The 20,529-nt window shown below is 72.2% G+C and carries 20 protein-coding genes; 9 read left to right on the top strand and 11 right to left on the bottom strand.

What is annotated here, in order from left to right; genetic code table 11:
* The first annotated feature begins 436 nt into the window (after positions 1–436).
* Positions 437–1,939: a cell wall anchor protein gene (locus QQG74_RS07230; RefSeq protein ID WP_341719518.1), complete on the top strand. Its 1,503-nt coding sequence runs from the start codon at positions 437–439 to the stop codon at positions 1,937–1,939.
* Positions 1,940–2,076: 137 nt separating this feature from the next.
* Here QQG74_RS07230 and recG read toward each other — a convergent pair whose 3' ends face one another.
* Together recG and QQG74_RS07220 are read right to left on the bottom strand one after the other, a co-directional pair.
* Complete coding sequence (gene recG / locus QQG74_RS07225; RefSeq protein WP_341719517.1) at positions 2,077–4,281, bottom strand: ATP-dependent DNA helicase RecG; 2,205 nt, start codon at positions 4,279–4,281, stop codon at positions 2,077–2,079.
* A complete protein-coding gene (locus QQG74_RS07220; RefSeq protein WP_341719516.1) occupies positions 4,278–5,885 on the bottom strand; it encodes a DAK2 domain-containing protein in 1,608 nt (535 codons plus the stop codon). Before QQG74_RS07220 ends, recG begins: the two co-directional genes overlap by 4 nt.
* Positions 5,886–6,157: 272 nt before the next feature.
* Here QQG74_RS07220 and rpmB point away from each other — a divergent pair, with 272 nt between their 5' ends.
* Positions 6,158–6,349, top strand: a complete 192-nt coding sequence (gene rpmB / locus QQG74_RS07215; RefSeq protein WP_093401721.1) for a 50S ribosomal protein L28 — start codon at positions 6,158–6,160, stop codon at positions 6,347–6,349.
* Between the two features lie 239 nt (positions 6,350–6,588).
* On the opposite strand, the gene QQG74_RS07210 is transcribed toward rpmB, so the two are convergent.
* A complete protein-coding gene (locus QQG74_RS07210; protein ID WP_341719515.1) occupies positions 6,589–7,056 on the bottom strand; it encodes a GNAT family N-acetyltransferase in 468 nt (155 codons plus the stop codon).
* A 64-nt stretch (positions 7,057–7,120) separates the two neighbouring features.
* Positions 7,121–8,059 carry a thiamine-phosphate kinase gene (locus QQG74_RS07205; RefSeq protein WP_341719514.1) on the bottom strand — a complete coding sequence of 313 codons (939 nt, stop codon included), beginning with the start codon at positions 8,057–8,059 and terminating at the stop codon, positions 7,121–7,123.
* A gap of 177 nt (positions 8,060–8,236) precedes the next feature.
* Here QQG74_RS07205 and QQG74_RS07200 point away from each other — a divergent pair, with 177 nt between their 5' ends.
* Both QQG74_RS07200 and QQG74_RS07195 read left to right on the top strand, forming a co-directional pair.
* A complete protein-coding gene (locus tag QQG74_RS07200; RefSeq protein ID WP_013284547.1) occupies positions 8,237–8,470 on the top strand; it encodes an Lrp/AsnC ligand binding domain-containing protein in 234 nt (77 codons plus the stop codon).
* Positions 8,471–9,088, top strand: coding sequence for a DUF3515 family protein (locus QQG74_RS07195; RefSeq protein ID WP_341719513.1), 618 nt, complete (start codon positions 8,471–8,473; stop codon positions 9,086–9,088).
* A 176-nt stretch (positions 9,089–9,264) separates the two neighbouring features.
* Here the strand turns inward: QQG74_RS07195 and QQG74_RS07190 are convergent, their stop codons facing one another.
* The gene (locus tag QQG74_RS07190) at positions 9,265–10,368 is read right to left on the bottom strand and encodes a D-alanine--D-alanine ligase family protein (protein ID WP_341719512.1); all 1,104 of its coding nucleotides are present in this window, start codon (positions 10,366–10,368) and stop codon (positions 9,265–9,267) included.
* A gap of 171 nt (positions 10,369–10,539) precedes the next feature.
* Positions 10,540–10,776, bottom strand: coding sequence for a hypothetical protein (locus QQG74_RS07185; RefSeq protein WP_341719511.1), 237 nt, complete (start codon positions 10,774–10,776; stop codon positions 10,540–10,542).
* Between the two features lie 260 nt (positions 10,777–11,036).
* On the opposite strand from QQG74_RS07185, the gene QQG74_RS07180 reads away from it, so the two are divergent.
* Both QQG74_RS07180 and QQG74_RS07175 read left to right on the top strand, forming a co-directional pair.
* Positions 11,037–11,891: a helix-turn-helix transcriptional regulator gene (locus tag QQG74_RS07180; protein ID WP_341719510.1), complete on the top strand. Its 855-nt coding sequence runs from the start codon at positions 11,037–11,039 to the stop codon at positions 11,889–11,891.
* Entirely contained in the window at positions 11,888–12,088 is a 201-nt protein-coding gene (locus tag QQG74_RS07175) for a DUF397 domain-containing protein (protein ID WP_341719509.1), read from the top strand. The genes QQG74_RS07180 and QQG74_RS07175 overlap by 4 nt, the downstream gene beginning before the upstream one ends.
* Before the next feature lie 233 nt (positions 12,089–12,321).
* Here the strand turns inward: QQG74_RS07175 and QQG74_RS07170 are convergent, their stop codons facing one another.
* Genes QQG74_RS07170 through QQG74_RS07150 form a run of 5 tightly spaced genes read right to left on the bottom strand, consistent with a single transcriptional unit; the run spans position 12,322 to position 17,062 of the window.
* The gene (locus QQG74_RS07170) at positions 12,322–13,344 is read right to left on the bottom strand and encodes an ROK family protein (protein ID WP_341719508.1); all 1,023 of its coding nucleotides are present in this window, start codon (positions 13,342–13,344) and stop codon (positions 12,322–12,324) included.
* A gap of 39 nt (positions 13,345–13,383) precedes the next feature.
* Positions 13,384–14,202 (bottom strand): putative protein N(5)-glutamine methyltransferase, encoded by an 819-nt coding sequence (locus QQG74_RS07165; protein WP_341719507.1) that lies wholly within the window; start codon positions 14,200–14,202, stop codon positions 13,384–13,386.
* Positions 14,202–15,314, bottom strand: coding sequence for a cystathionine gamma-lyase (locus QQG74_RS07160; RefSeq protein WP_341719506.1), 1,113 nt, complete (start codon positions 15,312–15,314; stop codon positions 14,202–14,204). Before QQG74_RS07160 ends, QQG74_RS07165 begins: the two co-directional genes overlap by 1 nt.
* A 3-nt stretch (positions 15,315–15,317) precedes the next feature.
* Positions 15,318–16,328 carry an NAD(P)H-dependent glycerol-3-phosphate dehydrogenase gene (locus tag QQG74_RS07155; RefSeq protein WP_341719505.1) on the bottom strand — a complete coding sequence of 337 codons (1,011 nt, stop codon included), beginning with the start codon at positions 16,326–16,328 and terminating at the stop codon, positions 15,318–15,320.
* A complete protein-coding gene (locus QQG74_RS07150) occupies positions 16,325–17,062 on the bottom strand; it encodes a lysophospholipid acyltransferase family protein (protein WP_341719504.1) in 738 nt (245 codons plus the stop codon). The genes QQG74_RS07155 and QQG74_RS07150 overlap by 4 nt, the downstream gene beginning before the upstream one ends.
* A 130-nt stretch (positions 17,063–17,192) precedes the next feature.
* Here QQG74_RS07150 and cofC point away from each other — a divergent pair, with 130 nt between their 5' ends.
* The 3 genes from cofC to QQG74_RS07135 all read left to right on the top strand — a co-directional run bounded on the left by cofC (position 17,193) and on the right by QQG74_RS07135 (position 20,524).
* Positions 17,193–17,822 (top strand): 2-phospho-L-lactate guanylyltransferase, encoded by a 630-nt coding sequence (cofC, locus tag QQG74_RS07145; protein ID WP_341719503.1) that lies wholly within the window; start codon positions 17,193–17,195, stop codon positions 17,820–17,822.
* A 137-nt stretch (positions 17,823–17,959) separates the two neighbouring features.
* Positions 17,960–18,157 carry a cold-shock protein gene (locus QQG74_RS07140; protein WP_341719502.1) on the top strand — a complete coding sequence of 66 codons (198 nt, stop codon included), beginning with the start codon at positions 17,960–17,962 and terminating at the stop codon, positions 18,155–18,157.
* A 54-nt stretch (positions 18,158–18,211) separates the two neighbouring features.
* A complete protein-coding gene (locus tag QQG74_RS07135) occupies positions 18,212–20,524 on the top strand; it encodes an RNA degradosome polyphosphate kinase (RefSeq protein WP_341719501.1) in 2,313 nt (770 codons plus the stop codon).
* The last annotated feature ends 5 nt before the right edge of the window (positions 20,525–20,529 follow it).

Here is a 20,529-nt window from a genome sequence, read left to right as displayed (position 1 = left end):
TGAGCTGAGCTGAACCGAGCCTGAAACCGAGGGCGCGTCGACCACCCGGTCGGCGCGCCCTCGGCGTGCGCACCGCGCGACGCGCCAAGCGGGCACACCGGAGAGCCAGGGTGCGCGTAGACTGCACCGCCCGGACGCGCGCTGCCGGCAGTACCGCAGCTATCCGTCGCCAGCCGGGCGGTCCCGACCGGACAGATCGACACCGATCGTCCCCGTTTGGCGACTATCCGTATATCAATGATCTCGCATTCATAACATCATTCTTAGCCGCGTTTGAAGGCTGTATCGACACTCGCGATCTCGCTAAGGTCTGCCCGGTGCCGGCATATCGCCGCCGGTTCATCGGCCGGGCAGACATCCCTCTGGCGCGGCGAACTCCGCCGGAGCCGTCCGTCCCACCCGCGCCGAACAAACGCTTTTCACCCCGGGAGTACGCGTGATCCGACCAAAGCTGTCGCTGCGGCGACCGCTGGCTGTGCTGGCAGCCGCCCTCATCGGCATGACCGGAGCGGCGGCGGTGGCCACTCCGGCCAGCGCCCACCACACCACCATCACCGGCACGGTCGTCTGCGACCAGCTCAGCGGCGAGCGGGTGATCACGTGGCGGGTCGTCAACAGCGAGCGTGACAAGGCCGCCACGATCAAGAAGGTGACCGCCGACCCCTCGACTCCCGTCCAGGTGTTGGTGCCCGGTGCCGACCCCGTCAACCTTCAGGGCACGGCGATCCCCCGGGGCGGCTCGGTCGAGGCCGTGCAGCGGGTGCCGGGTGACGCCAAGAGCGCCAAGCTCACCGTCGAGGCGCGCTGGGACAACCGGCGCGAGCAGACCAACCACGGCACGGTCAAGCTCGACCGCGACGAGCCCTGCAAGCCGGCGCCGAAGTGCGTCGACGCCAGCCAGGCGAAGTACAGCCACACGTTCGACGGCCCGAAGGGCACGGCGACCGTGAAGCTGGAGGGCAACCTGCCGCTGTGCGAGGACCAGAAGCAGTACTTCACCCTGGTGTCGTACTTCGCGCCGCGTCCGCAGTTCGCCACCCCGCAGTACGTCTACGGCACGCCGGACAGCGACTTCCTCGGCGGCACCCAGACCGAGATCGAGCTCAACGTCGAGGTTCCGGAGTGCTACACCCAGGTCGACCTGATCTGGGGTGGCCTGGACGAGGTCATCGACCCGCTGGTCGAGAACGGCCCGCGTTACGGCGACAAGAAGCTCGGCGAGAAGGGCGCCCCCGGCAATCGTTCGTCGGGCCCGCCCGGCTGGTACAACGGCGGTGACAAGAACTGCACCACCCCGACGTCCACCTTCGCCTCCTCCTGCGACGGCACGGTGACGGTCTCGCTGAGCAACGACGGCAAGATCTCCAAGTACCCGGTCGAGTTCGAGGTTCGGGGCGAGAACGGTTGGTCGAAGAAGGTCACCGTCGAGCCGGGTAAGGCCGACAACGAGACCGTCGTGCCCGCCGAGAACGCCGGCAAGATCGAGGTGCTGGTCGACGGCAAGGTCATCGAGGGCGGCACCTACTCCTGGGAGCGTCCGGAGGACTGCCCGCTGCCGACGGTGACCACCGAGGCCGACTGCGAGACCTTCGCGCTTACCGCGACCAACCCCGAGGGTGGCCTGCCGGTCAAGGTGGAGTTCACCTACGGCGACAAGACCGAGACCCGTACCGTCGAGCCGGGCAAGTCGGAGACGGTCACCTTCAAGGCCGGTGACGACGAGGCGGCCCTGGTCGTCCTGCCCGAGCTGGGGCTGGAGCTTGAGGTCATCTACGCGCCCGAGGGCTGCGAGGGTGGCGGCGGCGGTGGCGAGGAGCCGGGCCTGCCGGTGACCGGTGCCGCGGCCGGTGGCATCGCCGCCGGTGCCATCGCCCTGCTGGCCGTGGGCGCGGTGCTGTTCGTGATGGCGCGCCGTCGTCGGATCCACTTCACCGCCTGAGCTGAGCTGCTGGGTTGAGCTGAGCGAAGCGAACCGTTAAGAAGGGGCCCTTCCTATACGCGAGGCGTTAGGAAGGGCCCCTTCCTTGCCGCATGTGAGGGGCGCGCCGGCCGGCGCGCCCCTCAGACGTCAACGGCTCAGCCCTTTTCGAGGTACTCGGCGCGGTCGGCGTCGACCAGGGCCGCGACCGAGGCGGCAAGCGCCGGATGGCGGGACAGGTCGGGATCCTCCTCGACCAGGGCGATCGCCTCCGCCCGGGCGTCGCGGATCAGGTCGGCGTCGCGCAGCAACGACAACAGCCGCAGGTGCGAGCGGTGACCAGACTGGGTCGCGCCCAGCACGTCGCCCTCCCGCCGCTGCTCCAGGTCGAGTTCGGCGAGCTTGAAGCCGTCCGTGGTGGAGGCGACCGCATCCAGCCGCTCCCGCGCGCTGCTGCCCTCGGCCGCCTCGGTGACCAGCAGGCAGAGCCCGGCCGCGCTGCCCCGGCCCACCCGCCCGCGCAGCTGATGCAGCTGGGAGACCCCGAAGCGGTCCGCGTCCAGCACCACCATCATTGTCGCGTTCGGCACGTCCACGCCGACCTCGACCACAGTGGTGGCCACCAGCACGTCCAGCTCCCCGGCGGCGAAGGAGCGCATCACCGCGTCCTTCTCGTCGGCGGGCAGCCGACCGTGCAGGACGCCGATCCGCAGCCCGTGCAGCGGCCCCTCGGCCAGCAGTGGAGCGACCTCGGTCACCGCCAGCGGCGGACGCCGCCCGGTGTCGTCCACAGCCGGTGGCTCCTCCTCGGCCCCCCCGGTGGCGTCACCGATGCGCGGACAGACGACGTACGCCTGATGGCCGGCGGCCACCTCCTCGCGCAACCGACGCCACGCCCGGTCGAGAAATGCCGGTTTCTCAGCCGCCGGCACCACATGTGAGGCGATCGGCGACCGGCCACGCGGCAACTGGGACAGGGTGGAGATCTCCAGGTCCCCGTAGACCGTCATGGCCACCGTACGCGGGATCGGGGTGGCGGTCATGACCAGCACGTGCGGCGGCTGGTCGGCCTTGGCCCGCAACGCGTCCCGCTGCTCCACGCCGAACCGGTGCTGTTCGTCCACCACCACCAGGCCGAGATCGGCGAAGTCGACACCCTCGTAGAGCAGCGCGTGGGTGCCGAGCACGATGCCGGCGGCGCCGCTGGCCACCTCGGCCAGTGCCCGGCGCCGGGCCGCCGCGCCGAGCGAGCCGGTGACCAGCTCGACCCGGGTGGCGTGCTCGGCGGCACCCAGCTCACCGGCCTGGGCCAGCGGGCCGAGCAGGTCGAGCATGCCGCGGTAGTGCTGCGCGGCGAGCACCTCGGTCGGGGCGAGCAGTGCCGCCTGCCCGCCCGCATCGACCACCTGGAGCATGGCCCGCAACGCCACCACCGTCTTGCCGGAGCCGACCTCGCCCTGCAACAGGCGGTGCATCGGATGGCTGGTGGCCAGATCCGCCGCGATCTCGGTGCCCACGTCCCGCTGGCCGGAGGTCAGCTCGTACGGCAGTCGGGCGTCGAAGGCGTCCAGCAGGCCACCCGGGCGCGGCGGCCGGGGCCGGGCCGGCCAGGCGGCGGCCTGGTGCTTGCGCCGGACCAGCGTCACCTGCACGGCGAACGCCTCGTCCCACTTCAATCGTCGGCGGGCCCGGTAGAGCTCCTCCTTGCTGGACGGCCGATGGATCTCGCGTAGCGCGGTGCCGAGGCCGACCAGGTTGCGGGTGGCGCGCACGGTGGCCGGCAGCGAATCCTCCGGTGGCGCCACGGTGTCCAGCACCACCCGTACACAGCGGGCGATCACCCAGGTGGGCACGGCCGCCGCAGCCGGGTAGACCGGGATCAGCGCCCCGGCGAACTCCTCGATCTGCTCGTTGGCCGCAGCCTCGGTGTCGGTCTGCTCGCCGAGCAGGACGTACTCCGGCCCGTTGAGCTGGCGCTTCCCCCGAAACTCGGTGACCTTGCCGGCGAACAGACCCCACCGGCCAGGACGCAGCTCACGCTCCCGCCACGCCTGGTTGCCGAAGAAGGTAAGCGAGAGGGTGCCACCGGTGTCGTCACCGACGGTCACCTCCAGCAGGTTGCCCCGCCGCTGCCGCATCGGGCGTACGGCGGTGCGCTGCACCTGGGCCAGCACGGTCACCTGCTCGCCGACGTCAAGCGCGCGGATGTCGGTGTGTTCGCCGCGCTCGTCGTAGCGGCGCGGGAAGTGGTAGATCAGATCACCTGCGGTGTGCAGGTCGAGGTGGGCGGCGAGCGCCTTGGCGGTCTTCTCACCGACCAGCTTCTTCAGCGGGGTGCCCAGGGTGGACTCGTCGGCGGTCATTCGACACCTACCAGCAACGGATAGCGCGGCTGCCCACCCGGGTACGCCTGCACCTCGACGAAAGGCCAGCGCCGTGCGACGTGCGCCTGCACCGCATCGGCCAGCCCGGCCGGCGCGTCGGCCCCGACGAGCAGGGTGACCAGCTCGCCACCGCCACCGAGCAGCCGGTCGACCAGGGCCACGCAGGTCTCCTCCAGATCGCTGCCGATCAGGTTCACCTCCCCCTCGACCAGGGCGAGCAGATCGCCTTCGCGGCAGGGGCCGGCGACGGTGAGCGCGTCCCGGCCGGCGTGACACACCTCCGCGTACCGGCAGGCCCCGGCGGCCTCCGCCATCGCGATCACGTCGTCGGCGAAACGCCGGCGCGGGTCGCGTACGGCGAGGGCGGCCAGCGCCTGCACCGGAGACCGGGTGGGTACCACGCTCACCGTCACGCCGAACCGCTGCGCCTCCTCGGTGACCTGGTTCGCCACCGCCTGCGCGTCGGGGTCGTTGGGCAGCACCACCACCCGGGCCGCACCGGTGGCCAGTACCGCCTCCAGCAGCTCTCCGGTGGAGGGATTGCCGGGCACCGTGATCGCGCCCTCCCCGGCGAAGAGTTCGGCGAGCCCGGCACCGGCCGCCACCACCACGGCGGCCCGGCCATCCGACGGCGGAGCCGGCGCCGTCTGGTCGGCGAAGCGGGTCACCGAGATCTGGTACGGGCGGCCGGCCACCACCCCCGCCTCGATCGCCGCGCCGACGTCGTTCACGTGCACGTGCACCTGCCAGGTCCCGCCCGACGGGCTGCCGTCGCCGACCACCACCAGGGAATCGCCGAGCGCCGCCAGGGTGTCCTGCATCCGCCGGACGGCCTCGGCCTCGGCGTCGAGCAGGAACTGCACCTCGTACGCGTACTCCGGGGAACCGGTCTGCCGGGCGGCGGTGACCGGCAGCGGCACCGTCCGGGGCTGCGGCGCGGGATGTTCCGGGCTCTCCCCCGTGATCACCTCGACCAGGGCGTCCAGCAGCAGGCAGAGTCCCCGCCCACCGGCGTCCACCACCCCGGCTCGGGCCAGCGCCGGAAGCTGGTCGGGCGTACGGGCCAGGGCGCTGGCGGCGGCACCCGCCGCCGCCCGGGCCACCGTCCGCAGCTCGTCGCTGCCGGCCCGGCCGGCCGCCTCGGCCGCCGCGGCGACCACGGTGAGCAGGGTGCCCTCCACCGGCCGGGCGACCGCCGCGTACGCCGCCGTGGTCGCATCGCGCAGCGCGGCGGCCAACTCCCGGCCGCGAACCGCCGGAACGGTGGCCAGCGCGTCAGCGAAGCCCCGCAGGATCTGCGACAGGATCACGCCCGAGTTGCCCCGCGCGCCGAGCAGGGCGCCCCGGGCCATCAGGCGCAGCGCGTGCCCGTGCGCGGTCGAGTCGCCGTCAGCGACGGTATCGAGGTCCATTGCCAGGGCCTGCTGGGCCGAGGTGAGGGTGAGCACCAGGTTGGTGCCGGTGTCGCCGTCGGGCACCGGATAGACGTTGAGATCGTCAATCTCCCCCTGGTGCCGCTTGAGCGCGGCCAGGCCACTGGCGCACCAGCGGCGCACGGCGGCGGCGTCGAGGGTGTCCAGCACGCTGGGAAGCCTACTGGCGTACGCTGACACCCGCCGGACCGACAGGCTTGTGCAAGGAAGGGCCCCTTGTTAACGCCTGGTGTATAGGAAGGGCCCCCGGTTAACACTTCGCCAGGTTCGGCCTGGACGTCCGGTCGAGCGCTCGCCTGCCCGCGGAGCCGGCGCGGTTGGGCCCGGTTGGGCGGGTGGCTGGGACATCGGGTACCCTGGCCAGGTTGCCCGGGCAGCGCCTGGCGGCGACCTCATGAACGTTTCAATCCCAGGAGTATCCCGTGGCTAGCGTGTGCGACGTCTGTGGCAAGGGACCGGGCTTCGGCCACAACGTGTCCCACTCGCACCGGCGGACCAACCGCCGCTGGAACCCGAACATCCAGTCGGTGCGTACCCCGGCCGGTGGCGGCACGACCAAGAAGCTGAAGGTCTGCACGTCCTGCATCAAGGCAGGAAAGGTCGCCCGCGCCTGACGCGGTAACACCGACACATCACGACATCGATGCCGGCGGGCCAGGCGGCCCGCCGGCATCGTTTCGTGTCCACCGCCCGCCGAGGCGACACACTCCCGTACGCCGGCGTGCCTGCCGTACGCCGCCATCCCGGCCGTACGCCGCACGCCGGCACCCCGATCGCGCGCCGGCACCCGGCCGGGTGGATGTTAATAAGGGGCCCTTCCTATACACGAGGCGTTAAAAAGGGGCCCTTCCTTTCACAGCGGGCGGGCGAAGGAGAGGCAGCCGGGGGCGTCGGCGTAGAAGCCGAAGTTGGGGATCCGCTGGTAGCCGGCCGCGGTGTACATGGCGATCGCCTCGGGCTGACGGTCACCGCACTCCAGGATGATCCGCTTGCGGCCGTGCTCGCGGGCCGAGCGTTCGATGGCGGCCAGCACGGCTCGGGCCACGCCGCGTCCCCGGGCCTGCGGTGCGGTGTACATCCGCTTCAGTTCGGCGGTATCGCCGTCGGCACCGTGGCTGCGCCAGCCGCCGCAGCCGACCGGTTCCCCGTCGAGCCGCGCGACCAGGAACGCCCCGGCCGGTGGCACGAACTCGGCGGCGGCGACCGGGGTCTCGTCGCCGCTGCCGCCGTACCGGGCGCCCAGGTCGGCAAGCGCAGCGGTGATCAACCGCTGCGCCACCGGCGAGTCGAAGGGCTCCGCGTAGATCTCGATCTGTGGCATTCGTGCAGGGTACGACCAGGTTGATCGGGCCCGGTGCGGTGGCCGCAACGAGGTGATCCGCAAATCAGCGGAAGTGGTCCCAGCCGGCCGGCCCGTCGAACTCGGCTGCGTCCACCGTCACCCCGGAGCCCTCGCTGACCCGGCCGATGATGCGCCAGCCGTCCGGCAACGCCGTCGTCGGCGGGAAGGTCGCGGCCAGCGCGTGGTCGTCGCCACCGGCGAGCAGCCAGGCGTACGGGTCGATGCCGAGCGCCTGGGCGGCGTCGCGGATCTGCGGCGGCACCGCGAAGGCGTCCCGGGTGAGGTCGATGGCCACCCCGCTGGCCTTCGCCACGTGCCCGAGGTCGGCGAGCAACCCGTCCGAGACGTCGATCATGGCGGTGGCGCCGAGCCGGGCGGCCTGCGGTCCGGCCGGGTAGGGCACCTCCGGTCGGCGGTACGCCTCGACCAGCAGTCGGGGCGTACGGAACCCGCGGGAGAGCACGGTGAAGCCGGCCGCTGCGTACCCGGTTCGACCGGCCAGGGCAACCAGGTCGCCGGGGCGGGCACCGGTCCGGGTGACCGGTGCCCGGCCGGCCAGGTCTCCGAGGGCGGTGACCGCGATGGTCAGGGTGGGGCTGGCGGACATGTCCCCGCCGACCACGCTGGCGCCCACCCCGGCCGCTTCGGCACCGAGCCCGTCGGCGAGTTCCTCGACCCATTCGGTGGGCGTACCGACCGGTACGCAGAGCGCCACCAGCAGGGCGGTCGGATCGGCACCCATCGCCACCACGTCGGCGAGGTTCGCCGCCGCCGCCCGCCGGCCGATGTCGTACGCACCGGACCAGTCCCGGCGGAAGTGCCGCCCTTCGACCAGTACGTCGGTCGAGGCGACCACCCGGGCGTCCGGCGCGGCGACCACGGCCGCGTCGTCGCCGGGGCCGAGCAGCACCGTGGATCCGTACGACAGCCGGGCGGTCACCCGGTCGATCAGGCCGAACTCTCCCACCCCCGCGACGCTCACGCCGCCGCTCCGCTCCGCTGCGCAGCGGGGCGAGGAGCCACACCGTCGCGTCCAATGGTTCGCTCGCCGCGCTCGCTCACCGCTTCTCCTTGACCACCGATAGGGATCCGACCTGGTCCGTAAGGTACTTTCTCCCTTCGGGCCGTCTGGCAGGCGGCGACGGAGGGAGGTCGAGTCGTGGTACAGGCGTACATCCTCATCCAGACAGAGGTCGGCCGGGCACGTGACGTGGCCGGTCTCATCGCGGACCTCGCCGGGGTGGTCCGGGTCGACGCGGTGACCGGGCCGTACGACGTGGTCGTGCTCACCGAGGCGAACACCGTCGATGAGCTCGGCAAACTCATTGTCAGCAAGGTGCAGATGGTGCCCGGCATCACCCGTACCCTGACGTGTTCGGTGGTGCGACTGTAAGTGAAGAGCACCTCCGAAGCCCCCGTCGTCGAGGCCGAACGTCCGGCGAAGGCACCCGATCGGACCAACCGCCGCGCGGCGCTGATCGCCACCGCGGTGGCCCTGCCGGTGACCCTGCTGGTGGGCGCGCTGGCGCTCGCCAACCTCGCGCCGGACACTCCGGCCGCCGCACCGGATCCCTCGCCGACCACGCCCCAGCCGCGCTCCACCGTGCCGGTGGAGATGGCCGCTCCGGCGCTGGCCGAACGCCCGGCCGTCGTCTGCCGCGCCCTGCTGTCCCAGCTGCCCGCCTCGATCCGTAACCTGCCGCAGCGACCGGTCACCGCCGGACCCGAGCAGAACGCGGCGTACGGCGACCCGGCGGTGACGGTGGCCTGCGGTGGCGCCGAGCCCGAGGTGCAGCCCACCGACCATCTGACTCTGGTCAACTCGGTCTGCTGGCATGCGACCGAGCGGGCCGACGTCACCGAGCTGACCACGGTCGACCGGGAGACCGCGGTGACGGTGCGGGTGCCGCACTTCTACGGCGAGGCGCTGCAATGGGCGGCCCCGATCTCGGACACCATCGTCGAATCGATCCGCTCGGCGGGCCCGGCCCCTTCCGGCTGCACCCGCTGAGGGTCCGCCAGCGGAGATCCTGCTGATCTGCGGGCCGCAGCGAGCTGGCGGGCCCGGGACCCGGTGCGACATCGGCAGCTGCTCGGTGACCCATGCCCCGACATCGGCAGCTGGTCAGCGCACCCTGCGCCGGCATCGGCAACTGGTGAACGGCCTGGGCCGACATCAGCCGTCGGTCAGTGGCCGGTGCCCCGGGTCAGGGCGGTACGGATGAGCCGGTCGACAAGTTTCGGGTACTCCAGGCCGGCCGCCGCCCACATCCGGGGGAACATCGACGTCGGCGTGAAGCCGGGCATCGTGTTGATCTCGTTGAGGTAGACGTCCAGCTCGGGGGTGACGAAGAAGTCGGCCCGGGCCAGCCCGGCGCAGTCCAGCGCGATGAACGCGCGGACGGCGTACTCGCGCACCTGCCGGGCGACCGGCTCCGGCAGGTCGGCCGGGATGTCGTACTCGCAGGCCGACTCCGCGTCGACGTACTTGGCCTCGAAGTCGTAGAAGTCGTAGTCGCCGACCACCCGCACCTCGGCGAGCACGGACGCCTCCGGCATTCCGGCGGCCTCGCCCTCCAGCACACCGCACTCGATCTCCCGGCCGACGATCGCCGCTTCGACAAGCACCTTGCTGTCGATCTCCCGCGCGGTGGCGATCGCCGCGTCCAGGTCGGCCCAGTCGTTGACCTTGGTGATGCCGAATGACGATCCGGCCCGGGACGGCTTGACGAAGACCGGCAGCCCGAGCCGCTGTTTCTCCGCCTCGCTCAGCGTCACCCCGCTGCGCAGCACCGCGTACGGGCCGACCGGAATGCCCTCGGCGGCGCAGAGCTTCTTGGTGAACTCCTTGTCCATGGCGGCGGCCGAAGCGAACACCTTCGATCCCACGTACGGGATGCCCGCCATCTCCAGCATGCCCTGGATGGTGCCGTCCTCGCCGTAGGCGCCGTGCAGCACGGGAAACACCACGTCGACGTCGGCAAGCGCCCGGGGGCCCTCGGTCGGGTCGAGCACCAGCAGACCACCGCCGGTCGGATCGGCCCGCAGCACGATGTCGGTGCCCGACGCCGCGGTGATCTCCGGCAACCGACGGGCCTCGATGGCCAACCGGCCGGGGTCACCGTCGGTCAACACCCACTGGCCGGCCCGGGTGATGCCCACCGGCACCACGTCGAACTCGTCCGGGTCGAGCGCGCCGAGCACGCTTCCGGCGCTGACGCAGGAGATGCCGTGCTCCGGGCTACGGCCGCCGAAGACGATCGCGACACGAGTCTTGCCTGGGGTGGTCACTGCGGTCACCTTTCCGGGACGCACTGCTGGCGCTCTCCCGGATGACCTTACTGTGCGTGGCGAAGGTGGGCAGTCGATACCCGGCGACAACGGGGAACGCCGCATTAACCCCACACCACACATACGGAGCGTAATCAGACAGTACGGAAATCGACCCCGTCCGGTGCCCGACTAGCCGGTTGCCTCGCGCTCGACGTACGGATGTCGCCGACCGATGGCGATCACCTTGACCCGCTGCCGACCGGCCCGCACCATGCCCAGCGCCATGAACGCGCCGGCGATCCGCTCGGCCGCCTCCCGACTGCTCGCGCCGACCACCTGACGGCGACGCTCGGGCGCGGTGCGCTCGTTGCGAGCGCCCCCCTCGTCGGGACGAACATCGGTCAGCACCACCAGGAAACGGGTCATCGCGGGCCACCGAGGCGACAGTCTCCAAGCACGTCGTTTCCCTTCCGGTGCCCGACTTCTGGCGTGGGGCACGCGGCGGCCGAGTACGGGGGAAACCCGACCGCCGCGTGCCCCATCCCCTCCGGTCGCTCACCACCACCGTCGCCACGACAACCGGCGGTGAGGACGCGCTAACAGGTTGACACTCTTACGGCCATGAATGCAACTCTCACCGACGTTTTCTCATGTACAGAGTCCCAAATACGTGCGACCATCAATGCATGGCACCGAAGACGGCCCGTGCCCGCCGGCTGGGCATCGCCCTGCGCCTCCACCGGGAGGCCGCCGGCCTCACCCTGGAGGCCGCGGCGGACGAGATCAACAGCACCCGAAGTACCCTGTCCCGCTACGAGAACGCGCAGACGCTGGTCAGCCCGGCCACCGTACGCGCGCTGCTCACGCTCTACGGGGCCAGCGCGGACGACGTCGCAGCGGCTGTCGCGCTGGCCAAGGACGCCCGCAAGCCCGGCTGGTGGGTCTCCTACTCGTACCTGCTCGACCGACGCACCATCGACTTCATCTCGCTGGAGGCCGAGGCGACCGGCATCTTCAACTTCGAGCCCTCGGTGGTGCCTGGGCTGTTGCAGACCGCCGACTACATCCGCGGCGTGATGCGGGGCGGCCCACACACCCTCAGCGACAGCGACGTCGAGGATCGGGTGCACCTCCGGTTGGACCGGCAGCAGCGGCTCGCTGGCGAGGATCCGCCGATCTTCGACGCGATCCTCGACGAGGCCGCCCTGCTGCGCCCGGTCGGCGACGACTCGGCGATGCAGGGGCAGCTGCGCCACCTGCTGAAGATGAGTGAACTACCGAACATCACCGTTCAGGTGATCCCGTTGGCCGCCGGCTATCACCGGGGCACCCGAGGTTCGCTGCACATCCTCGAGTTCGCCGACCCGGAGGACCCGATCATCGCCTCGGTGGAGACAGTCGCCGGTCAGATGGTTCTCGATCGCCCCGGCGATCTGCGTACCTGCACCAAGATCATGGAACACCTGCGGACCGTCGCGCTCAGCCCGGCGGACAGCCGCGACGCAATCGTCAACGCCCTGAAGGGACGGTACCTGGCATGACACCGACGATAAGCGCGGCGGCAGCCGTGGTCGGATGGCGCAAGAGCAGCCACAGCGGCGACGAGGGAGCCTGCGTGGAGGTCGCGGTCGCACCCGGCACGGTGGCCGTACGCGACTCCAAGGACCCGGGCGGTCCGCAGCTCTGCTTCCCGCCGGCCGCCTGGAGCGCCTTCGCCCAGGCACCGCCGACCCGCTGACCCGCGCACCACGACCGACACACCCCCATAGCCGCTGACCGGGCCGGTAAGGGCACCGCCGGCCCGGTCAGCCTGTCCCCACCAGCCGACTCAGCCGCACCGCCGGCCGACTCAGCCGCACCGCCGGCCGACTCAGCCGCACCGCCGGCCGACTCAGCCGCACCGCCGGCCGACTCAGCGGCACCGTCGCTCGGGTCGGCCCCCACCAGCGCCCAGCGGCATCGCCGGCCGGGTCAGGTCGTCATCGCGGTCAGCGCGGCCAGGGCCACCCCCCGCGCACCGGCCATGTCCCGCTCCGGCACCAGCGCGAAGGTGGCCAGGGCCGCCTGCTCGGCGCGGAGCCTGGTGTGTTGGCGCACCGTGGCCAGGAACCAGTCGCGGAACTCCGGAGCCGTCTCCACCACCCCACCACCGATGAAGTACGCGTGTGGATCGGTGAAGTTGGCCGCGATCGTGAACAGCGCGCCGAGCGCCCTCGCCTGCTGGCCGAAGATCTCCCGGCCCAGTTCGTCGCCGCGCTCGCCGTAGTCGCGGACCAGCTTCGCCGCCCGTGCGGGCGCTTCGCCGGCCAGCGGGTGCTCCGGGAAACGGGTCAGCCAGTACGGCAGCAGGTTGCGCTCGATCGCGGTAAGCGAGGCGACACTCTCCACGTCACCGGCGAAGCCGCAGGCGCAGGTAGGCACCGGCTGCTGCGGTGCAAGCACCTCCGTCAGCGGGATGTGCACGTGCCCCAACTCGCCGGCCATGCCGGCCGCACCGGCGATCACCCGACCCTGTTCGACCAGGCCGCCGCCCAGCCCGGTGCCGACGATCGCGGCGACGGACGACCGTCGCATCGCCTCGGCGCCGAAGTGAACGTGGTGGGCGTAGAGCGCGGCGGCGTTGCCGTCGTTGTGATAGATCACCGGCAACCCGAGCCGGTGCGCCAACGCGCCCCGGATGTCGTAGCCGCGCCAGGCCGGTTGGGAGAAGTTCGTCGAGCCCTTCGACGAGATCACCCCGGTGGCGCTGGCCGGACCGGGCGTGTCCAGCCCGACCGCGCGGACCTGGGCGCGGGACACCCCGGTCAGGGCCAGTACGCCGTCGAAGGCGCGGGCCATCGCCTCGACCGCCGCCGCCGGCCCGGCCTGCACCTCGCTGGGCGTCTCCACGAGCCGGTCCACCAGGAACCGCCCGTCGAGCGTGAGGACGGTGGCGTTGTTGCTCGTACCGCCGTTGTCGATTCCGACGACCACCGGCACCGCTGTGCTACCCACCCGACATCCGCCTCTCGCCGTCGGTGACCTGACGCGAGGCTAGTTCTCGTTTCGCCGGCCCGCCACGTCAGCCGGGCACCGCGCCGTCATCGCGGTGGCACCGAGCACCTCGTCCCGGACCACCGTCGCCTCCAGTCCGGCGTCGGTCAACACGGCACGTACTTCGTCGACCTGGCCGGCGCCGATCTCCAACACCAGGTGCCCGCCGGGGGCGAGCCAGCTCAGTGCCGCAACGGCGATTCGCCGCAACACCGCCAGCCCGTCCGAACCACCGTCCAGGGCCACCGGTGCCTCGTACCGGCGGGACTCCGTCGGCAGCAGCGTCAGCTCCGCCGTCGGTACGTACGGCGCGTTCGCCACCACCAGGTCCAGGCCACCGCGCCAGGCCACCGGCAACGGGTCGAAGAGGTCACCGGCGAAGACCGGCACGGAGAGCGCGGCCAGGTTACGCCGCGCGCAGGCCACGGCCGCCGGATCGAGGTCCACCGCGGCCAGCAGGCGGGGCGTGACGAGCCGACGGGCCAGCGCCCGGGTGAGCGCGCCGGAGCCGCAGCAGAGCTCGACCACCGTCGCCGCCGGCCCGGTCACCGCCACGGCCGCGGCGACCAGCAGGGCGGTACGCGTACGCGGCACGAACACCCCGGGGTCGACGGCGATCCGCTCGCCGCAGAACTCCGCCCAACCGAGCAGGTACTCCAGCGGCTCTCCGGCGACCCGCCGGTCCACCAGGGCCGCGAGCATCTCCGGACCGGTGGCGGCCTCGACGAGCAGCCGGGTCTCGTCCTCGGCCCAGACGCAGCCGGCGTCGCGCAACCGGCCGGTCACGGCGTCCCGCTGAGCCGGGGAGACGGGCCCCATCAGGCGGTGGCGTCCAGCGCGGTCGTGACGTCGTCGACCAGGTCCACGGTGTCCTCCACGCCACAGGAGAGCCGGACGAAGCCCGGCGCGGTGTCGTCGCCCCACTGCGCCCGCCGGTCGGCGGTGGTGTGCAGCCCACCGAAGGAGGTCGCCGCGGCGACCAGCCGGGACGCCGCCAGGAACCGGGCGACCCGCTCCGCGCTGCCCAGATCGAAGCAGAGCACCCCCGGTACCCGCCGGAGCTGACGCGAGGCCACCGGGTAGGCCGGGTCCTCCGGCAGGCCCGGCCAGCGCAGACCGGCCACGTCGGCGCGGGCGGCGAGCAGCCGGGCGAGCGCCTCGGCGTTTGCGGTCTGCCGCCCCAGGCGCAGGTCCAGGGTGGCCAGGGAGCGGTGGGCCAGCCAGGCGTCGAATGCTCCGGGCACCGCCCCGGTGGCGGTACGCCAGGCGGTGAGCCGCTCCAGCAACTCCGCCGACCGGGTCGCGAGGTAGCCGAGCAGCAGGTCGGAATGGCCGGTAAGCGCCTTGGTGCCGGAGGCCACCACCAGGTCCGCGCCCAGCTCCAGCGGACGCTGCCCGAGCGGCGTGGCGGTGGTGTTGTCCACCGCCAGCAGCGCGCCGGCCGCGCGGGTCCGCTCGGCCAGGGCGGGCAGGTCGACCACGTCCAGTCCCGGGTTGGCGGGGGTCTCCACAAGCACCAGGCGTACCCCCTCGAAGGACGGGTACGGCCCGGCGGTCGGCGCCAGCAGCACCCGTACGCCATTGCCGGCCAGCGTGTCGGCGGCGAACGCCCGCACCGGGAAGTACCCGTCGGCCGGGAGCAGCACGGTGTCACCCGGGCGCAGCACCGCAAGCAGCAGGCCGGTGATTGCCGCCTGCCCGCTGGCGAAGACCCGGCAGTCGCCCGCCTCCAACTCGCCGATCGCCGCCTCCAGCAGCCGGCGGGTGGGGTTGTCCGGGCGCCCGTAGCCGTTCGGTGCCGCCGCCGGCCCCTGCCGGGGGTCGAGGTGGTACGGCGCGGCGAAGACCGGTCCGGGCAGGAACGGCGCGCCGGGCGTGGGCTCGGGCAGACCGGCCCGTACGCATCGGGTGCCGTCACGGTGCGTGGTCACCGGTCACTCCGGCTTCGGGGTCCGGCTCATCAGGGCCTGCACCGCGGCCCGTGGATCGACGCCCTCGTGGCAGACCAGCTCGACCTGCTCGGTGATGGGCATCTCCACCCCGTGCGCGCGGGCCAGGTCTCGAATGGCCAGCGCGCTCTTCACCCCCTCGGCGGTCTGCCGGGTGGCCACCCGCGCCTCCTCCAGGGTGGCGCCCCGGCCCAGGTGCTCGCCGAAGGTACGGTTGCGCGCCGACGGCGACGAGCAGGAGGCGACCAGGTCACCCATGCCGGCCAGGCCGGCGAAGGTGAGCGGGTCCGCGCCGAGCGCCACGCCCAACCGGGCCGTCTCGGCCAGCCCGCGGGTGACAAGCATCGCCCGGGTGTTGTGGCCGAAGCCCATTGCGGTGGCGATGCCGTACGCCAGGGCGATCACGTTCTTCACCGCCCCGCCCAGTTCGCAGCCGATCACGTCGTCGTTGGTGTACGGGCGGAAGTACGGCGTGGTGATGGCGCGCTGCACAAGCGTGGCCCGGTCGACGTCGGTGCAGGCGACCACGGTGGCGGCCGGCTGCCCGGCAGCGATCTCCGGCGCCAGGTTGGGGCCGGAGACGACCACCACCCGGTCCGCCGCCACCTGAGCGGTCTCGACGATCACCTCGCTCATCCGCTTGGTGGTGCCGAGTTCGATCCCCTTCATCAGGGAGACCAGCGTGGCGTCGGGATGCAGGTGCCCGACCCACTCGGCGAGGTTGCCCCGCAGTGTCTGCGACGGCACCGCCAGCACCACCATCTCCGCGCCCTTGATCGCCTCGGCGGCGTCGCCGGTGCCGGTGACCCGCTCCGGCAGCACCGCACCGGGCAGGTACTCCGGGTTGCTCCGGTGCTCGCGGATCGTGTCGGCGATCGCCTGCCGCCGGGCCCAGATGGTGACGTCCCGTCCGGCGTCGGCCAGGATCTTCGCGAACGCCGTACCCCAGGAGCCGGCCCCCAGCACCGCCACGTGCCCGCGACCTTCCTCGCTCATGCGGGCGTTCCCGGGTGCTGGTCCTCGGTGACGCTACGGCCGGCCCGCTGCCACAGCGGCGGCGGGGTGCCGCCCCGAATCTCGGCCAGCATGTCGCGCAGCCGCAGCATGATCACGTCGGTCATCTCCTCGAGCACCGGCCGGGTCGGGGTGGCACCGGCCCAGCGGCTCAGGTCGATCGGCGGCCCGGCCACCACGGTCACCGGGATACGGGGCCGTGGGTTGATCCGGGCCCGATGCGGGTCGAAGATCCGCTCCGGTCCCCACATCGTCAGCGGGACCACCGGGGCACCGGTGGCCAGCGCCAGCCGGGCGGCGCCGGTCTTGCCCTTCATCGGCCACAGGTCCGGTTCGCGGCTGATGGTGCCCTCCGGGTAGATGATCACCGCGCCGCCCTCGTTGACCGCCTTGACCAGGGCGTCCAGCGACCTCGCCGCCTCCACCGAACCGCGTTCGACGGGGATCTGCCGGCACCGGTGCAGGATCCAACCGATCACCGGAACCTTGAACACGCTCGCCTTGCCGAGAAACTGCGGCCACCGCCCGGCGTCGTAGACGAAGTGGGCGCAGACCAGCGGGTCGGCGTGCGAGATGTGGTTCGCCACGACGATCACGGGGCCGTCCTGGCTCAGGTGCTCCAGGCCCCGCCAGGTACGCCGCGTCCAGACGGTCATCACCGGCTTGATCAGCACCACGGCGAACCATTGCCAGAAATTGAGCCTCCGTCGACCCACCCTGCCTCCTCGTGCCCGCCCCGACCCGCCCACCGGAACAGAACCGGTGACCCCCGCAGCCGAAATCATGCCTGCTCGCCCCTGGTACGGCCAGAGAGGGTACCGGTGCCGGGCTGGCAGGATGGCAGCTGTGAGTCAGCCATGGACCGTGGTGGTGCCGGTCAAGCGCCTGAGCGCGGCAAAGACCCGGCTGCGCGGCGGGCTGCCCGGCGTACCGCATGAGGAGCTGGCGCTGGCCCTGGCCGCCGACACCCTGGACGCGGTGCGGGCCTGTACCGAGGTGGCCGAGGTGCGGGTGGTGACGGACGATCCTCGGGTGGCCGGCGCGGCCCGTCGGGTGGGTGCCCGGGTCCTGCCGGACGTCGCGGGCGCCGGTCTCAACGCCGCGTTCCAGCACGGCGCGATCGGCGCCGCGGGCTGGGTGACCGGGCTTACCGCCGACCTGCCCGCGCTGCGCCCGGTCGAGCTGACGGCGGCGCTGCGCGCGGCGCAGGCCGGCCCGCCGGGCGTACGCGGCTTCGTGGCCGACGCGCCGGGCACCGGCACCGTGCTGTTGGCCGCGCCGCCCGGCGTACCGCTGGCACCCCGGTTCGGGCCCGACTCGGCCGCAGCGCACGCGGCCAGCGGCGCCCGGCCGCTCGCCGGCGACTGGCCCAGCCTGCGCCGCGACGTGGACACCGCCGACGACCTGGCGGCGGCGGCCCGGCTCGGCCTCGGGCCCCGCACCGCCGCGCTGGCCGCCGGTTGCCTGACCGGCTGAGGCCGCCCGCACCGCCGACGGCGGTGCGGCGAACGGCACCGGCGCGTTGTGCCACCGCCAGTCCCGCCGGGCGCGTCCGTCCGGGCGCGGGTCGCACCGCCGGTCCCGGTCCGGTGCGGCGGTGTACGGTGCTGGGCATGCAGGGCACGGTGGCGACCTTCGACGCGGCGACACGCAGCGGACTGCTGCTGCTCGACGACGGCACCGAGCTGCCGTTTCCCGCGCGGGCCTTCGACGCCTCCGGGCTGCGGCTGCTCCGGCTCGGCCAGCGGGTCCGGGTCGAAACCGACGCCGACGGTGACGTCGTCCGGGTGACGCTTCCGACAATGTCCTGAGCCACCCGCCCCAAGTTCAATCTGCATTAACCCTGGTCAGGCAATTATGAGCAGGTGAGCAACCCTCGCGAGCGCGCTGCGGACCCGGCCGTCGCCGACGAACCGGGCGGCGACGGCGGCCGGTCGCGAGGGCCCGATGGGCGATTCCGCCCGAGCCGACCGACCCCCGACGACGTGGCCGGCTCCGATCCGGCGGCGGCCTCCGCCGGGCTCGACGAGGTGCTCGACCCGATCAGCGAGCCGGGGCTGCCGGAGCCTTCCGCAGGCGACGAGCCGCCGGCCGGTCGGCCGCTGCCGGACGACCGGTTCCTCAACCGGGAGTTGTCCTGGCTCGACTTCAACGCCCGGGTGCTGTCGCTGGCCGAGGACCCGGGCACGCCCCTGCTGGAGCGGGCCAAGTTCCTGGCCATCTTCGCCAGCAACCTCGACGAGTTCTACATGGTGCGGGTCGCCGGGCTCAAGCGGCGGCTCTCCGCCGGCCTACCGGTACGCGGCGGCGACGGGCTTCCGCTGCGTACCCAGCTCGAACGGATCGCCGAGAAGGCCGCCATCCTGGTGACCCGGCACGCCAACTGCTTCGTCGACGACGTGGCGCCGAAGCTTGCCGCCGAGGGCATCCAGGTGCTGCGCTGGTCCGACCTTGACGAGGCCGAACAGGAGCGGATGCGCAGCTACTTCCGCGACCAGATCTTCCCGGTGCTCACCCCGCTCGCGGTCGATCCGGCCCATCCCTTCCCGTACATCTCGGGCCGGTCGCTCAACCTGGCGGTGTCGGTCCGTGACCCGGACGGCGGCCCCGAGTTGTTCGCGCGGGTGAAGGTGCCCAACAACGTGCCCCGGTTCGTCCGGGTGGACCGGGATCAGCCCGAGATCCGGATGCTCCCGCTGGAGGACCTCATCGCGGTGCATCTCGGGCAGCTCTTCTCCGGCATGCAGGTGGTGGAGTGCCACCTCTTCCGGGTCACCCGCAACGCCGAGGTGGAGGTCGACGAGGACCGCGACGAGGATCTGCTCCAGGCGCTGGAACGGGAGTTGGCCCGGCGCCGCTTCGGCCCGCCGGTCCGGTTGGAGGTGGCCGCGTCCATCTCCGACCACATGCTGGAGCTGCTGATCCGCGAACTGGACATGAACCCCCAGGACGTCCTGCGGGTACGCGGCCTGCTCGACCTCTCCGCGCTGTGGCAGCTCTACGGCGCGGCTGACCGGCTCGACCTGAAGGATCCGCCGTTCGTCCCGGCCACCCATCCCCGCCTCGCCGAGGGCGAGGTGCCGCGCAGTGTCTTCGCCACCCTGCGCGACGGCGACGTGCTGGTGCACCACCCGTACCACTCGTTCGCCACAAGCGTGCAACGCTTCATCGAGCAGGCCGCCGCCGACCCGAACGTGCTGGCCATCAAGCAGACCCTCTACCGCACCAGCGGCGACTCGCCGATCGTGGACGCGCTTGTCGACGCCGCCGCCGCCGGCAAACAGGTGGTGGTGCTGGTCGAGCTGAAGGCGCGCTTCGACGAGGTGGCAAACATCGGCTGGGCGCGCACCCTGGAACGCGCCGGCTGCCACGTGGTCTACGGCCTGGTCGGCCTCAAGACGCATTGCAAAACCGCCCTGGTGGTACGCCAGGAGGGCAACCAGATCCGGCGGTACTGCCACATCGGCACCGGCAACTACCACCCGAAGACCGCCCGGCTCTACGAGGACTTCGGTCTGCTCACCGCCGACCCGGAGATCGGTGCCGACCTGACCGACCTGTTCAACGTGCTCACCGGCTACAGCCGGCAGACCACGTACCGGCGGCTGTTGGTGGCGCCGCAGGGCATCCGCAGCGGCCTGATCGAGCGGATTCAACGCGAGATCGCGCACGTCCGGCTCGGCATGCCGGGGCTCGTCCAGTTCAAGGTGAACTCACTCGTCGACGAGGAGGTCACCGACGCGCTGTACCGGGCCTCCCAGGCCGGGGTGCACGTCGATCTCATCATCCGGGGGATGTGCACGCTGCGGCCGGGCGTACCCGGGCTGTCGGAGAACATCCGGGTCCGCTCGATCCTCGGCCGGTTCCTGGAACACTCCCGGATCTTCCGGTTCGGCAACAACGGCGACGCCGAGTTCTGGATCGGCTCGGCCGACCTGATGCACCGCAACCTGGATCGGCGCATCGAGGCGCTGGTCCAGGTGAGCGACCCGGTCGCCCGAGCCGAACTCGACCAGGTGCTCAGCACGGCGTTGAGCCCCGACGTCGATGCGTTCGAGTTGCACGCCGACGGCAGCTGGAGTCGGCGGAGCGGCTCGCCCGAGGTGTCCCTGACCCACCTCCAGGATCTGTTGCTGCGTCGGGTCGGCGACAAGGCCGGCGCGGCGGCGCGGGCATAGGGTGA

Origin of the sequence: Micromonospora sp. FIMYZ51, assembly GCF_038246755.1 — a bacterium.
Classification (GTDB): Bacteria; Actinomycetota; Actinomycetes; order Mycobacteriales; family Micromonosporaceae; genus Micromonospora.
This window is presented reverse-complemented; position numbering and strand designations above follow the sequence as displayed.